Here is a 13,895-nt window from a genome sequence, read left to right on the forward strand (position 1 = left end):
ATCCGTGATTTGCCGAAATAAAACGCCTGAGGCAAGGTACAGATGCTGTCAAATACATGGAGGATACAGCATGAAAAATAATGGAAAATCCTTAGCACTGGCATTGCTACTGGCTTGGTTGTCAGCGCCTGTAGCGCTAGCGGCTCCTAATCAAACGAAAGAATCTATGCAAACCAAATCATCAAAAGCATCGGCTCAAACATCAGAGAAGTCGTGGAATAGCTCGAAAGAAATTAACTTGAAAGCTAATGAAGTAAACACGAATAAGCCTTCAGCAGGGATGAATGGAACAGAAGGCGGTCTGATAAACGTTAATAAAGCCACGGCAGAAGAGCTGGCTGCTGCGCTAAGCGGCATTGGTTTGAAAAAAGCCCAGGCCATTGTTCGCTATCGAGAGGAGTTTGGCTTTTTTAGTCAAATAGAGCAGCTGCAAGAGGTTTCAGGGATTGGGCCGATATTTATTGAGCGCAATCGGCAGAAAATAAAAATGTAAGTTGAATGATATTTAATCATTTAGTTAGTTGTTTATAACATTGGCTGCTAATCTTTCATCAGGTCATACCAGTTATGTGGCTTATGTATTTGAAAAATTCATAAATGATGAAAGAGGCGTTGATTAGCATGCATCATGAAGTTTTGGTCAGAAGCTATCATGTTGATGGTTATTTACATGTCAATAACTCACGTTATTTGGAGTTCTTTGAGGAGGGGCGCTGGCGTTGGCTTGATCGAGAGAATCGGCTGGAATGGCTGAAGGAGCGGAATATTGGCTTCTATATGGTAAATATCAATATTAATTATCGTAAAGGGGCCGTTGAGGGAGATCTGCTACGAATTGAGAGTCTGGTATATTCCCTGAAAGGGCGCAGCGGGAAATTCAAGCAGGTTATGAAAAGGTTATCGGACGGCGCGGTTATCGCAGACGCTGATATGACGTTTGTCTGCGTGGATATGGAAGTACAAAAAGCGCTGCCTATGGAAGGGGAGTTGAAAGATAAATTGGAATCATTAGGCAACTAACTTGTTGATGTCGTATTTGCTGTAGCTGAGCTGATGAGTTGCGTTCAGTTCAGCTATTTTATTCTGGAATAGCTGAGTTTGTGCAAGGCTGTTCGCAGAGAGCGAAAATGTAAATAACTGGTTATTTAATTGTGATCTGAATCTAAGTTATATAGTGAGGCTGCTATGTGTTAGGGTGACTCTGCTACTATCGGTGAGGTCATACCAGTTTGCTTTACAGTTCTGGCAGATGCTTACCTGCATTCGATTTTATCCCGTAGCTGAGGTTTTCTATGCGCACCCATATAACAGTTCGTGGTTTTCATATTGACGTTTATCAGCATGTTAATAATGCTCGTTATCTTGAGTTTCTTGAGCAAGCGCGCTGGGAATGGCTGGATGGGGAGGAAGCATTTCAGTGGATGACCCGCAACCATATCGCTTTTATCGTGGTTAATGTCAATATTAGTTACCGTAAACCCGCAGTGTTAGGTGATGTGCTACGCATAGATAGCCATTTGGTAAAACTCAGTGGTAAAAGCGGTGTGCTTAATCAGATTGTGACCTTAGCGTCTGATGGTTCGTTGGTGGCTGATGCGGCACTGACTTTTGTTTGTATCGATCTGAGAACACAAAAATCGCTGCCAATAGACGGCGAGCTACGGGAAAGATTAAGTGCGTTAGAAGAGCCAGCGGAAGGGCAGTCATTGTCTTGATGAGCAGGAGTGCGTTAATCAGCATATTTTGAAAGTAGTTGCGGCTAATTGGGTTTAGCTGGTTCGAATAATATTTTGCGTTGTCATATATTTTACATCGCCATATAGCAAGCAGTCTGTGAAATTGTGCATCACCGACTGCATATGCCTGTTTGGGTTGAGCCGATGAGGGCTGAACCAAACTGAGGAAACTGAAATTAAAGTAGGCCGACTTTCTTTTTAAGGCTGGTTGTGACAGCAGACTTATTAGCTAGGTAATTATTCAGCCCATTAGCTCGTAAGTGGCAGGCTGCACATTCGCCGCAGCCATCGCCTTTAATGCCGTTATAGCAGGTTAGCGTCTGGTGGCGAATCAGATCTAGCTGTTGGTAATAATCGGCTAATGCCCAAGTCTCAGCTTTGTCTAGCCACATCAGCGGAGTGATGAAAGCGATATCCCGCGCGATGCCCAGATTAATGGCATGGTTGAGGGCTTTAACAAATTCATCGCGGCAATCTGGGTAGCCAGAGAAATCCGTTTCACATACACCGGTAATGACCGCTTCTGCCTGTACCTGATAAGCGTAGATTGCCGCCAGAGTTAAAAACAGGATATTGCGGCCGGGAACGAAGGTGCTGGGAATAGCATTTTCGCTGCTTTCTTCATAAGTCGGCACGGGAATACTGTCACGAGTCAGGCTACTGACCGCCAGCTCGTTTAGCATACCGACATCCAGCACTTTGTGCGCTTTGGCGCCTAATTGAATCGCAAGTTCGCGGGCTACGTCGATTTCTTCACGATGGCGTTGACCATAATCAAAGGTCACACAGTGAACTTCATCATATTGCTGCAATGCCTGAATTAGGCAGGTGGTGGAGTCTTGCCCCCCGCTAAATACTACGACTGCGCGTTTCATTAATCGCTCCCTCGTAGGCTCAAGGTTTTTTATGGCAATAACCTTGAGCCGTAAATTAAATACTGTGGCTATGTTAACTCAGTTAGCTGGCTAAAAGGTAATAACAGGTCGAATAGATTCAGTGAAGTTATTGGATAATAACTGTATCTGCAATAAGCGCCATCCAAGGATAGCTCGCTTTAATTCTCCAATATGGCGTTATTCAGAGATGACTCTGGGGTGGGGGGTAACCAGGCCTGACAAAAATCAAACCAACCGTAAGCGGTGAGCGTAACGCCTTTGATTCTCGGTGGCGCACTAACCTGATATTGATAATTTAATAGCGGCAGAACCAGCCCGGTGGACATCAACTGTAGATAGTGTTCCCGCAGTAAGGCATAACGTTCACTTGGTGCTTTAACTTGCTGAATTTGCAGTAATGATTGCTGTTGCCAAAGCAGTAAATCTGCCGGAAGAATACCCTGCCATAAAAAGTCATGGCGTAACCAACTTTCCATAGTGGCTTCGCGGGATTCTCCAACAAGATGGTCTGACATTAATAGATCTGCTTGTTCACATTGGTTAACGCTTTGCCAGTGTTTGTTGGCGCAAAATTGGATTTCAAGTTCGCAGCCATGTTCGGCGAGTAATTTTTTCAACTCGCTGGCAACCATGGTCAACTCTGCTGGCTGCTGATAGAACAAAATTAGCCGTTTAGGCAGCGTGATGCTTTTATCTTCTGGGAACCGAGGGATAGGCCAGCCGGGTAACATTTCTTCGCTGGGAATGATAATTCCCCGTTGAATGGATAAATTTGCCAGAAAACCGGATGCCTGGATCAGCATCATAATTTTTCTGGCTTGCTGAGAATTTAGCTGGCCTCGTTTCAGACTCATGGCTAAATAGCAAAACCCCAGGCTGGTACTGCGCTGAACCGGTTTTGCTAGGGGCATATCTTCACTTTGCCCAATGGTGATGCTGACCGGATGCTGGCTGCTGCCGTTAACCACAACATCTGGAAGCTGTGGCGAGATCCAGTATTCGATACTGTCGAGATAGGGATGCTGCAAATGATAAAACTCATGTTGTTCGAGCCTTATCAAGTGCTTTTCAAAGTCGGCGACTTTAAACGGCCCGGCACCGACCGATGGATATTCGGGGTGGAACAAACGATAAGGTAAATCGGCCATACGGTGAGCCAACCAATAATCGGGATATTCAAGGGTAAACTGGACGCATAACGCATGCGGCAGAGTTATAGATTTAACATTTGCCAGCCCCGGCTGACCGCGAGGATGGTTACGCAGTATATGGAAGGTTTCCAGTAACTGGGCTCCGCTTATCGGATCGCCATTATGCCAGCGAAGCTGGCTGCGTAAGAAAAATTGCCAGGTTAGGCCATCATCACTGATGTGCCAGTGATGGGCCAGATCGGGCTTTGGCAGAGGATCACCGGTCTGAAATCGGGTCAGGCCCGCATGTAGCGTATATATCAAATGCTGCTCCGCGCGCCCGGTGGTTTCTAGCGGAACTAGCGGCTCCAGCTCTCGATAATAAGGAATTCGTAGCACCGGGCTATCCGCTTGCCACTGCCCGCCCATATGTGGGCTAAGTAATGCATGCAGACGCTGGGGTTCCAACTGAGCTAATTGAAAGGCGCCCTGATGATCCCCTTGCTGTAATAATTGGCGTAGATAGGTTGCTCGTAATTCATCCGGTGTTTTCAGGCAGTGAATTTGTGCTCGTTTACCTCTGCCAACTTGTGCGTCCCAACTGAGCCAGCCTTGTTCCTCAAATTTTTGGATAAGGGTTCTGGTATGCCGATCGCTACAAAAGAACAGCCTTGCCAATTCACTCACCGTCGTGTTACCAGCTTGATGGCCAAATTCTTGATATAAACGCTGATATTGAGCCAATCGGTGAAATATGCGCATAGTTAAATCCGGAAGTGTTTGTATTAATTGTTCACTATTAGTTCCCTAAATACTACGCCATACTTTTGTCACTGCCAGCAGGCTCACAATTTTATGAGGTAAATATGTACCGCTTAGCCGCTTTCGATATGGATGGAACCTTATTAATGCGTAACCATCAGATCGGTGAAGCGACTTTAGAAGTGCTACATCAATTACATCAGAGACAGATGGTGGTTACTTTTGCTACCGGACGTCATTACATTGATATGAAAGGTATTTTATCCAATTTAGGCATTAAAGGTTATCTGATTACTGGTAACGGAACTCGTATTCATGATATTGATGGCAAGAAATTGCAGGGTACAGATTTACCCGCGGAATTAGTGCAGTTCGTTCTGGGAACCACCTGGTCTACCAATGCCAGCATGCATATTTTTCGCGATGAAGGCTGGTTTACTAATCGTGACGATCCGTCGCAGTTAGCGGCGCATAAGCTGAGCGGGTTTCAATACCGGCTCACTGAATTTAACCAGCTACCTTTGGCAGGAACACACAAAATTTGTTTCTGCGCGTCTCACGAAGAGCTGTTGCCGTTGAAAGAGAGGCTGGCTGCGCGGATGGGGCAAGAGGTGGATTTGTGTTTTTCTGCTAGGGAGTGCCTGGAAGTTTTACCTCGTAACTGTAATAAAGGCGCTGCACTGGCTTCGTTGACAGAACTATTAGATGTTGAAATGTCAGAATGTATGGCATTTGGCGATGCAATGAATGATAAAGAAATGCTTGAGCAAGTTGGGCGCGGAATGGTCATGGGTAACGCATTGCCTCAACTTAAATCAGCACTTCCACAGCTTCAGGTTATTGGCCATTGTGAACAACAGGCCGTAGCTCACTATTTGCAACATTGGCTAAGTTCACCACACCTCACCTATTCCCCCGAATTCTGAGGTGATTGCTATTAGCCAGCCGGATATTTATCCGGCTTTTTTTGCTTATGATCGGTCAGCTTTAAATAAATTGGCCGATCAGCTGGATGATTACAGGTTTTCCAGTTCTGCCTTAAAACCGGTTAAATCCCCGATGTTGGCGCTCACCCATTCCGGGTTGTAATAAGTATCCAGATAGCGTTCACCGCTGTCGCATAGCAGAGTGACAATAGCTCCGGACTCGCCTTTTTCACGCATTTGTCGGGCTAACTGTAAAGCACCCCATACGTTAGTGCCGGTGGATGCGCCCACTTTGCGACCCAACACACCTTCTAACCAATGTGCCGTTGCAACGCTGGCCGCGTCAGGAACGCGTAGCATGCTATCGATCACTTCAGGAATAAAAGAAGGTTCGGCGCGCGGGCGGCCAATCCCTTCAATGCGGCTGCCGCAGGTGCCAGTTACGCTGCGATCCCGATTGCAGAAGCAATCGTAAAAGACTGAGTTTTCCGGATCGACGACCATCAATTGAGTATTATGCCCCTGATAGCGAATATAACGGCCCAGCGTCGCCGAAGTGCCACCGGTTCCTGCGCTCATCACAATGTAATTGGGAACGGTAAAGGGTTCGCGGGCCATCTGGCGATAGATACTATCGGCAATATTATTATTTCCACGCCAATCGGTAGCTCGCTCAGCGTAGGTGAATTGATCCATATAATGACCGTTTAATTCTTTTGCCAACTGCTCGGACGCGGCATAAATTTGCCCCGCATGATCGACAAAGTGGCAGCGACCACCGTAAAAGGCAATTTGTTCGACTTTTTTGCGAGCGGTGCAGCTCGGCATAACCGCAATAAAAGGCAACCCAATCAGGCGGGCAAAGTAGGCTTCAGAAACCGCAGTGCTGCCAGAAGAGGCCTCAATAATGGTTGTCCCTTCCTTTATCCAGCCGTTACACAGGCCGTAAAGAAATAGAGAGCGTGCCAGCCGGTGTTTCAGACTACCGGTTGGATGGGTGCTTTCGTCTTTCAGATACAAGTAAATGCCAGGAAAATCAGGCAAATTTAAGCGAATTAGGTGCGTATCAGCTGAGCGTTGGAAATCCGCTTCTATTTCACTGATGGCGTTTTTTACCCAAGTATTGGTCATGTAGTGGCCTGCGATGTTGGGGGTATCAAATTATGACTAGGTTAACGGTATTTTGGGAAAAAATTGTTGCCATTTTTACTTCTTTATTTCCTAATGAGAGAAATTTATTCTCTGGAATCGCGATATGTTAGATAAAACAGACCGAAAGCTACTGCGTATGTTGCAGGAGGATTGCACGCTCTCTCTTCAGGTTTTGGCAGAGGCGGTCAATTTGACGTCAACGCCTTGCTGGAAAAGGCTAAAGCGTCTGGAGGATGAAGGTTATATCCGTGGCCGAGTGGCGCTTTTGGATAGCGAAAAACTGGGGCTGGGATTAACGGCTTTCGTACTGATAAAAACCCAACAGCATAATAGCGGCTGGTATCAGGAGTTTGTGCAATTCACTAAGCAGATGCCGGAGGTACTGGCTTTCTACCGTATGGCCGGAGAATATGACTATCTGATGCAGGTCGAAGTTGCGGATATGAAAAGCTACGATAGTTTCTATAAACGTATGGTGAATGGTGTTCCGGGTTTGATAGATGTCACTTCCAGTTTCGCAATGGAGAAAATTAAGTACACAACGGTACTACCGGTTCCTGAGTGAATAATTCACTAAATAACAACTTTATCGATGTTATTCTATGCCACATGAGCCGTGGCGAGAGAGTCTGACATTATTTGATTCGCTTCCATACTATTTCCCTTCATATCATGGAATAAAACTGCGTGAGATTGTTTGCTCAACTAGGCTGGTACTTTCGTCGCGAATGGCGTCGCTATTTGGGTGCGGTAGTACTGCTGATCATTATTGCCATTTTACAGCTGTTACCACCCAAATTGGTTGGGGTTATCGTAGATGGTATGACGGAAAAAACCATGTCTACCAACATGTTGTGGACATGGATTGGCGTAATGGTTGTGACTGCGGTAATAGTGTATCTGCTACGCTACGTCTGGCGCGTATTGCTCTTCGGCGCATCCTATCAATTAGCGGTGGAATTACGCTCTAATTTCTACCGTCAGCTTAGCCGACAGAATCCTGGCTTTTACTTGCGTCACCGCACAGGCGATCTGATGGCTCGCGCTACCAATGATGTCGATCGCGTGGTTTTCGCCGCCGGTGAAGGGGTTTTGACGCTGGTGGACTCATTGGTGATGGGCTGCGCGGTGCTGATTGTGATGAGCACACAAATCAGCTGGCAGCTGACGCTGCTGTCTTTGTTACCAATGCCGATAATGGCGATTGTAATCAAGTATTTTGGTGAATTATTGCACCAACGTTTTAAATCTGCGCAAGGGGCTTTCTCGGCGTTAAATAATCAGGCGCAAGAGAGCCTGACCAGCATTCGTATGATTAAGGCATTTGGCCTTGAGAATCATCAGTCTGAGCAGTTTTCCCGTGTAGCAACTGAGGCCGGTGCGAAAAATATGCACGTAGCCAAGGTTGATGCCTGTTTTGATCCCACGATTTATATCGCCATCGGCGTAGCCAATTTACTGGCCATCGGCGGCGGGAGCTGGATGGTTGTGAATGGCAGCATTACGTTAGGGCAATTAACCAGTTTTATTATGTATTTAGGGCTGATGATTTGGCCAATGCTGGCGCTTGCATGGATGTTTAATATCGTTGAGCGTGGCAGTGCCGCTTACGGTCGTATCCGCAGTTTGTTGGAAGAGGCTCCGGTTGTTGTCGATGGACAAATGCCATTACGGGCGGAACGCAGTACTTTGGCGATTGATATTCGCCGCTTTGATTATCCTGGGAGTGATAAGCCCACTTTACAAGACGTAAAATTGAAGCTGGAACCGGGAGAGATGCTGGGGCTATGTGGCCCAACCGGTTCGGGGAAAAGTACCTTACTGGCCTTGATCCAACGACAGTTTGATATAGACGAAGGCGACATTTGCTATCAGGGGCAACCTCTGACGGCTATTCGTCTGGACGACTGGCGTGGCCGCCTGTCGGTGGTCAGCCAAACGCCATTTTTATTCTCGGATACCGTTGCAGGCAATATTGCATTGGGTAAGCCCGACGCCACGCAGCAGGAAATAGAACAAGCGGCTCGTTTAGCCAGCGTTCACGAAGATATTCTGCGATTACCACAGGGTTACGAAACCGAAGTGGGAGAGCGGGGCGTGATGCTTTCCGGTGGACAAAAGCAGCGAATTTCTATTGCTCGCGCCCTGTTGCTTGATAGCGAAATATTGATTCTGGACGATGCTCTGTCGGCGGTTGATGGGCAGACGGAACATCAGATCTTGAAGAATCTGCGTCAGTGGGGAGCATCTCGCACCGTTATTATTAGCGCTCACCGTCTCTCTGCATTGACTGAGGCAAATGAAATTCTGGTCATGCAACAGGGTAGCGTGGTGCAGCGTGGCGATCATGAGCAGTTACTTAATCAATCGGGATGGTATCGGGAAATGTATCGTTATCAGCAAATTGAAGCAGCTTTAGATAGCGATGAAGGGCTGGAGGCCGAATCCGATGAGTAAAGCTCGACAACTTTGGCCGACGTTAAAACGTCTGCTGGCTTATGGTTCAGCCTACAAAAAACCATTGTCTATCGCGATAGTCATGCTGTGGATTGCGGCGGCGGCAGAAGTGAGTGGCCCACTGCTGATCAGCTATTTCATCGATAATATGGTAGCAAAAGGCAATTTGCCCTTGGCTGTGGTGAGTGGATTGGCGCTCGCCTATTTGCTGCTGCAACTCTTGGCAGCGGCGCTGCATTATTTTCAGGCGATTCTGTTTAACCGAGCTGCCGTGGGTGTGGTGCAACAGTTGCGTATTGAAGTTATGGATGCAGCCCTACGCCAGCCGCTTAGCGCTTTTGATACTCAGCCGGTCGGTCAATTAATTTCTCGCGTCACTAACGATACCGAAGTCATTAAAGATTTATATGTAATGGTGGTTTCTACCGTGCTGAAAAGTGCGGCGTTAATCGGCGCGATGCTGGTGGCAATGTTTAGCCTTGATTGGCGTATGGCGTGGATTGCTATCTGCATTTTCCCCGCAGTTTTGGTGGTCATGGCGCTTTATCAACGCTACAGCACGCCGGTGGTACGGCGAGTACGCGCCTATCTGGCAGACATCAACGATGGTTTTAACGAAGTCATCAACGGCATGGGGGTCATTCAGCAATTTCGCCAGCAGGCTCGTTTTGGCGAACGAATGTCTGCCGTTAATCGGGCGCATTATATGGCGCGAATGCAAACTCTGCGTCTGGAAGGTTTCCTGCTACGGCCATTACTCAGTTTGTTTTCGGCATTGGTGCTTTGCGGGCTGTTGTTACTGTTTGGGTTGAGTCCAGAAGGCTCGGTGGGCGTGGGGGTACTGTACGCGTTTATTAACTACCTTGGCCGTCTGAATGAACCTTTAATCGAGCTAACTTCTCAGCAATCAATCATGCAACAGGCGGTGGTGGCTGGGGAACGTATATTCGAACTGATGGATCGCGCTCAGCAAGGTTACGGTCAGGATAATAATCCACTGACCTGCGGTCATATCAGTGTGCGAGACGTTTCTTTCTCTTATCGTTCGGATAAAACGGTGCTAAACCACATCAATCTGGATGTACCGTCGCGAGGTTTTGTCGCATTGGTCGGGCATACCGGCAGCGGGAAAAGTACGTTAGCCAACTTACTGATGGGTTATTACCCAGTACAGCAGGGTGAAATTCTACTGGATGGGCGCCCGCTTGACACGCTCTCCCATCAGGTGCTGCGACAGGGTGTCTCTATGGTGCAGCAAGATCCGGTGGTGCTGGCTGATTCTTTCTTTGCCAATATTACCCTAGGGCGTGATATCAGTGAGAAACAGGTTTGGCAGGCGCTGGAAACCGTTCAATTGGCATCGTTGGTCCGCGCCTTGCCGGAAGGATTGCACACTCGTTTGGGAGAGCAGGGCAATACGCTGTCGGTTGGGCAAAAACAGTTACTGGCTATGGCTCGTGTATTGGTTCAAGCGCCGCAAATCCTTATTCTGGACGAGGCAACGGCCAATATTGACTCCGGTACGGAACAGGCTATTCAGAAAGCGTTGCACCTCATCCGAAAAAATACCACGCTGGTGGTGATTGCGCATCGTTTGTCGACCATTGTGGATGCCGACAGTATTTTGGTTCTGCATCGTGGACAAGCGGTGGAGCAAGGCAAGCATCAGGAACTGCTTGCGCAGCAGGGCCGCTATTATCAAATGTATCAATTGCAGTTAGTTAGCGAAGAACTGGAGACGGTCGAACCGGAGGAAGCCGCGATTAGCTAGCCCAGATTGTTAGGGGGAGCGTTTCCCCCTGAAATTCAATTCATGCCCAATTATTTTCTTCCCCGCACTAAAATCTGGCGTCTTGCGCCGCCTTTTTCGTGGAAATGCACTTTTGTGACGCGTGTAGCACTATTTTGGTGCGCAAAAAACGTACTGGTCTCCGCTGCGGTGAGATTCACACCTATACTCAAGTCGATAATCCATCCTCAACCCTCTTTTTATCAATAAATTCTTCGCTAGTTTATTTATGGCACATCCTTTGCTTTATCCCTGATGTGGCAGACGGCATTCGGACTTAATTCGAGAAGGGGCAAATATGAAGCTGGTTACCGTGGTAATAAAACCATTCAAACTTGAGGATGTGCGTGAAGCCTTATCCTCCATAGGTATTCAGGGGCTGACCGTAACTGAAGTGAAAGGGTTTGGTCGCCAGAAAGGACATGCTGAACTTTATCGTGGGGCTGAATATAGCGTTAATTTCCTACCGAAAGTCAAAATAGACATTGCTATTGCCGATGATCAATTGGATGAAGTCATTGATGTCATCAGCAAAGCGGCCTACACCGGCAAGATCGGTGATGGCAAAATTTTCGTTGCCGAGTTGCAACGGGTTATTCGCATTCGTACCGGTGAAACAGACGAAGCAGCGCTCTGATTTCAGGCTCAAATTTAGTGATTAGGGATGGGTTGATAATGAAAAAACTTTTATCCGTGTTGGGCCTGAGCGCAGTAGCCATATTGCCTTCAATGGCTATGGCCGCCGCGCCTGCGGTCGCTGATAAAGCCGATAACGCCTTTATGATGATCTGCACCGCGTTGGTGTTGTTCATGACTATCCCCGGCATCGCTTTGTTTTACGGCGGCTTGATTCGTTCAAAAAACGTGCTGTCGCTGATGACGCAGGTGATGGTTACTTTCGCTCTGGTCTGCGTACTGTGGATTATCTACGGTTACAGTCTGGCTTTCGGCTCCGGTAACGCATTCTTCGGTGGTTTCGAAATGGCAATGCTGAAAGGCATTGGCTTGACCAACCTGAGCGGCACTTTCTATCAATTGATTCACGTTGCGTTTCAGGCTTCATTCGCCTGTATTACTGTGGCGTTGATTGTTGGAGCCTTTGCTGAACGTATCCGCTTCTCTGCGGTGCTTATTTTCACTCTGATCTGGCTAACGTTCTCTTATTTACCTATGGCGCATATGGTGTGGGGCGGCGGTTTTTTGGCGCAGGATGGCGCGCTGGACTTTGCCGGTGGCACCGTGGTGCATATTAACGCAGCGGTAGCCGGTTTAGTCGGTGCGTATATGCTGGGCAAACGTGCGGGCTTTGGGAAAGAAGCCTTTAAACCTCACAATTTGCCTATGGTCTTTACCGGTACCGCGATTCTGTATATCGGCTGGTTTGGCTTTAATGCTGGTTCTGCCAGTTCAGCAAATGAAATTGCCGCATTGGCCTTTATTAATACCGTGGTGGCAACAGCTGGCGCTATTTTATCTTGGGTATTTGCTGAGTGGATTTTACGCGGAAAACCATCGTTGCTCGGCGCTTGTTCAGGCTGTATCGCGGGTCTAGTCGCTATCACGCCGGCTGCGGGCACCGTGGGTGTTGGTGGCGCGCTGCTTATTGGTTTAGTCGGTGGCGTTGCTGGGTTGTGGGGCGTGGTATTACTCAAGAAATGGCTACGTGTTGATGATACCTGTGATGTATTTGGCGTACACGGCGTCTGCGGTATCGTAGGTTGTATACTTACCGGCGTGTTTACCGCCTCATCACTGGGAGGTACCGGTTATGCGGCTGGTGTTACCATGGGGCATCAGGTCGGCGTACAGCTCTTCAGTATCGGCGTGTGTATTGTCTGGTCTGGCGTTGTCGCATTTATCGCTTTCAAAATTGCCGATGTTATCGTTGGCTTGAGAGTGCCAGAAGAGCAGGAACGCGAAGGTTTGGACGTTAACAGCCACGGTGAAAATGCTTATAACCAGTAAGAATTTGGGTTCGAGATAAGACATATTTAGCGATGATAGCGAAGGGGCGATATTGATTTCGCCCCTTCGTTGATTAATGAGGTAAGAAAGAAGTAAAACCGAATGAATCAGCGGCAGGAATACCCATCAGCCGCGTAGACGAATAACTCCTTCCTGCACCGTAGAGGCAATGAGTACACCCTGGCGATTGTAAATCTGACCGCGAACAAAGCCGCGAGCGCCGGAAGCTGAAGTGCTTTCTACCGTATACAACAACCATTCGTCCAGGCGGAATGGGCGATGGAACCACATAGAATGGTCGATGGTGGCAATCTGTACTCCTGGCTCGAGGAAACCGATGCCATGAGGCTGAAGCGCCGTCGGCAAGAAGTTAAAATCAGACGCATAGCCCAGCAAATATTGGTGGATATCCAGATCGTCCGGCATCTGACCGTTAGCACGGAACCATACGTGACGCAGTGGTTCTTCTTTGTGGCCTTTCAACGGGTTATGGAATTTAACCGGCCGCATTTCAATCGGCTGGTGCCCAATAAATTTATCCCGCAGCTTTTCTGGAATCAGGTGCGCCAGATTTTTGGCGATTTCCGCTTCCGATATTAAACCTTCCGGCGGTGGCACATCCGGCATCTCATTCTGATGCTCAAATCCCTCTTCAGGCGTTTGGAATGACGCGGTCATAAAGAAGATCGGTTTGCCATTTTGAATAGCGCTGACGCGGCGTGCGCTAAAGCTGGAGCCATCTCGCAGGTTTTCCACATCGTAAACGATAGGTTTGCTGCTGTCGCCGGGGCGAAGAAAATAGCTATGGAAAGAGTGAACGTAGCGATCGGCTGGTGCGGTCTGTTTCGCAGCATAAATTGCTTGGCCGACAACCTGTCCGCCAAATACCTGACGCAGCCCTAAGTCTTCGCTTTGGCCACGATAAAGACCTTCTTCGATCTTTTCCAGATTAATCAAGTTGAGGAGCTTTTGTAGTGCTTGACCCATAGTGTGGCCCTCTGTGTTTTCTTTCAGCATAGTGTGCTGAATTATTAGGTCGCTCGTCAATGTATTGCTATTAATTCACTATATAAACTATTGTT

Annotated in this window: 13 protein-coding genes; 9 read left to right on the forward strand and 4 right to left on the reverse strand. The window is 47.8% G+C overall.

The features are described 5' to 3' along the window. Positions 1 to 70 precede the first annotated feature (70 nt). From AD970_RS18500 to AD970_RS10595, 3 genes are all read left to right on the forward strand, one after another. Positions 71 to 493, forward strand: coding sequence for a ComEA family DNA-binding protein (locus AD970_RS18500; protein WP_053215272.1), 423 nt, complete (start codon positions 71 to 73; stop codon positions 491 to 493). 128 nt (positions 494 to 621) lie between these two features. After that, positions 622 to 1,020: an acyl-CoA thioesterase gene (locus AD970_RS10590; RefSeq protein WP_049598712.1), complete on the forward strand. Its 399-nt coding sequence runs from the start codon at positions 622 to 624 to the stop codon at positions 1,018 to 1,020. A 272-nt stretch (positions 1,021 to 1,292) separates the two neighbouring features. Further along, positions 1,293 to 1,715, forward strand: coding sequence for an acyl-CoA thioesterase (locus tag AD970_RS10595; RefSeq protein WP_049598549.1), 423 nt, complete (start codon positions 1,293 to 1,295; stop codon positions 1,713 to 1,715). 197 nt (positions 1,716 to 1,912) lie between these two features. On the opposite strand, the gene queC is transcribed toward AD970_RS10595, so the two are convergent. Both queC and AD970_RS10605 read right to left on the reverse strand, forming a co-directional pair. Continuing rightward, on the reverse strand, positions 1,913 to 2,611 hold the full coding sequence (gene queC / locus AD970_RS10600) for a 7-cyano-7-deazaguanine synthase QueC (RefSeq protein WP_049598552.1): 699 nt from the start codon (positions 2,609 to 2,611) through the stop codon (positions 1,913 to 1,915). 179 nt (positions 2,612 to 2,790) lie between these two features. Continuing rightward, a complete protein-coding gene (locus AD970_RS10605) occupies positions 2,791 to 4,524 on the reverse strand; it encodes an SgrR family transcriptional regulator (RefSeq protein ID WP_049598554.1) in 1,734 nt (577 codons plus the stop codon). Between the two features lie 104 nt (positions 4,525 to 4,628). On the opposite strand from AD970_RS10605, the gene cof reads away from it, so the two are divergent. Further along, on the forward strand, positions 4,629 to 5,450 hold the full coding sequence (gene cof, locus AD970_RS10610) for an HMP-PP phosphatase (protein WP_049598556.1): 822 nt from the start codon (positions 4,629 to 4,631) through the stop codon (positions 5,448 to 5,450). Positions 5,451 to 5,540: 90 nt separating this feature from the next. On the opposite strand, the gene AD970_RS10615 is transcribed toward cof, so the two are convergent. Continuing rightward, positions 5,541 to 6,581: a PLP-dependent cysteine synthase family protein gene (locus AD970_RS10615; RefSeq protein ID WP_049598558.1), complete on the reverse strand. Its 1,041-nt coding sequence runs from the start codon at positions 6,579 to 6,581 to the stop codon at positions 5,541 to 5,543. Positions 6,582 to 6,705: 124 nt separating this feature from the next. On the opposite strand from AD970_RS10615, the gene AD970_RS10620 reads away from it, so the two are divergent. From AD970_RS10620 to amtB, 5 genes are all read left to right on the forward strand, one after another. After that, positions 6,706 to 7,167, forward strand: a complete 462-nt coding sequence (locus tag AD970_RS10620) for an Lrp/AsnC family transcriptional regulator (RefSeq protein WP_049598560.1) — start codon at positions 6,706 to 6,708, stop codon at positions 7,165 to 7,167. 122 nt (positions 7,168 to 7,289) lie between these two features. Further along, complete coding sequence (locus tag AD970_RS10625) at positions 7,290 to 9,059, forward strand: SmdA family multidrug ABC transporter permease/ATP-binding protein (RefSeq protein WP_049598562.1); 1,770 nt, start codon at positions 7,290 to 7,292, stop codon at positions 9,057 to 9,059. Beyond that, positions 9,052 to 10,830 carry a SmdB family multidrug efflux ABC transporter permease/ATP-binding protein gene (locus tag AD970_RS10630; RefSeq protein WP_049598565.1) on the forward strand — a complete coding sequence of 593 codons (1,779 nt, stop codon included), beginning with the start codon at positions 9,052 to 9,054 and terminating at the stop codon, positions 10,828 to 10,830. Before AD970_RS10625 ends, AD970_RS10630 begins: the two co-directional genes overlap by 8 nt. Positions 10,831 to 11,146: 316 nt before the next feature. After that, positions 11,147 to 11,485 carry a P-II family nitrogen regulator gene (glnK, locus tag AD970_RS10635; protein ID WP_009114005.1) on the forward strand — a complete coding sequence of 113 codons (339 nt, stop codon included), beginning with the start codon at positions 11,147 to 11,149 and terminating at the stop codon, positions 11,483 to 11,485. Positions 11,486 to 11,523: 38 nt separating this feature from the next. After that, positions 11,524 to 12,813 carry an ammonium transporter AmtB gene (gene amtB, locus AD970_RS10640; RefSeq protein ID WP_049598568.1) on the forward strand — a complete coding sequence of 430 codons (1,290 nt, stop codon included), beginning with the start codon at positions 11,524 to 11,526 and terminating at the stop codon, positions 12,811 to 12,813. Positions 12,814 to 12,939: 126 nt separating this feature from the next. Here amtB and tesB read toward each other — a convergent pair whose 3' ends face one another. Next, positions 12,940 to 13,800: an acyl-CoA thioesterase II gene (gene tesB, locus AD970_RS10645; protein WP_049598569.1), complete on the reverse strand. Its 861-nt coding sequence runs from the start codon at positions 13,798 to 13,800 to the stop codon at positions 12,940 to 12,942. Between the last annotated feature and the right edge of the window lie 95 nt (positions 13,801 to 13,895).

The organism is Yersinia nurmii (assembly GCF_001112925.1).
Taxonomy (GTDB): domain Bacteria; phylum Pseudomonadota; class Gammaproteobacteria; order Enterobacterales; family Enterobacteriaceae; genus Yersinia; species Yersinia nurmii.

Excerpts from the sequence above, each read along its gene's own strand:
- AD970_RS18500 (WP_053215272.1), top strand. The coding sequence starts at position 71 with ATGAAAAATAATGGAAAATCCTTAGCACTGGCATTGCTACTGGCTTGG.
- AD970_RS10590 (WP_049598712.1), top strand. The coding sequence starts at position 622 with ATGCATCATGAAGTTTTGGTCAGAAGCTATCATGTTGATGGTTATTTA.
- AD970_RS10595 (WP_049598549.1), top strand. The coding sequence starts at position 1,293 with ATGCGCACCCATATAACAGTTCGTGGTTTTCATATTGACGTTTATCAG.
- queC (WP_049598552.1), bottom strand. The coding sequence starts at position 2,611 with ATGAAACGCGCAGTCGTAGTATTTAGCGGGGGGCAAGACTCCACCACC.
- AD970_RS10605 (WP_049598554.1), bottom strand. The coding sequence starts at position 4,524 with ATGCGCATATTTCACCGATTGGCTCAATATCAGCGTTTATATCAAGAA.
- cof (WP_049598556.1), top strand. The coding sequence starts at position 4,629 with ATGTACCGCTTAGCCGCTTTCGATATGGATGGAACCTTATTAATGCGT.
- AD970_RS10615 (WP_049598558.1), bottom strand. The coding sequence starts at position 6,581 with ATGACCAATACTTGGGTAAAAAACGCCATCAGTGAAATAGAAGCGGAT.
- AD970_RS10620 (WP_049598560.1), top strand. The coding sequence starts at position 6,706 with ATGTTAGATAAAACAGACCGAAAGCTACTGCGTATGTTGCAGGAGGAT.
- AD970_RS10630 (WP_049598565.1), top strand. The coding sequence starts at position 9,052 with ATGAGTAAAGCTCGACAACTTTGGCCGACGTTAAAACGTCTGCTGGCT.
- glnK (WP_009114005.1), top strand. The coding sequence starts at position 11,147 with ATGAAGCTGGTTACCGTGGTAATAAAACCATTCAAACTTGAGGATGTG.
- amtB (WP_049598568.1), top strand. The coding sequence starts at position 11,524 with ATGAAAAAACTTTTATCCGTGTTGGGCCTGAGCGCAGTAGCCATATTG.
- tesB (WP_049598569.1), bottom strand. The coding sequence starts at position 13,800 with ATGGGTCAAGCACTACAAAAGCTCCTCAACTTGATTAATCTGGAAAAG.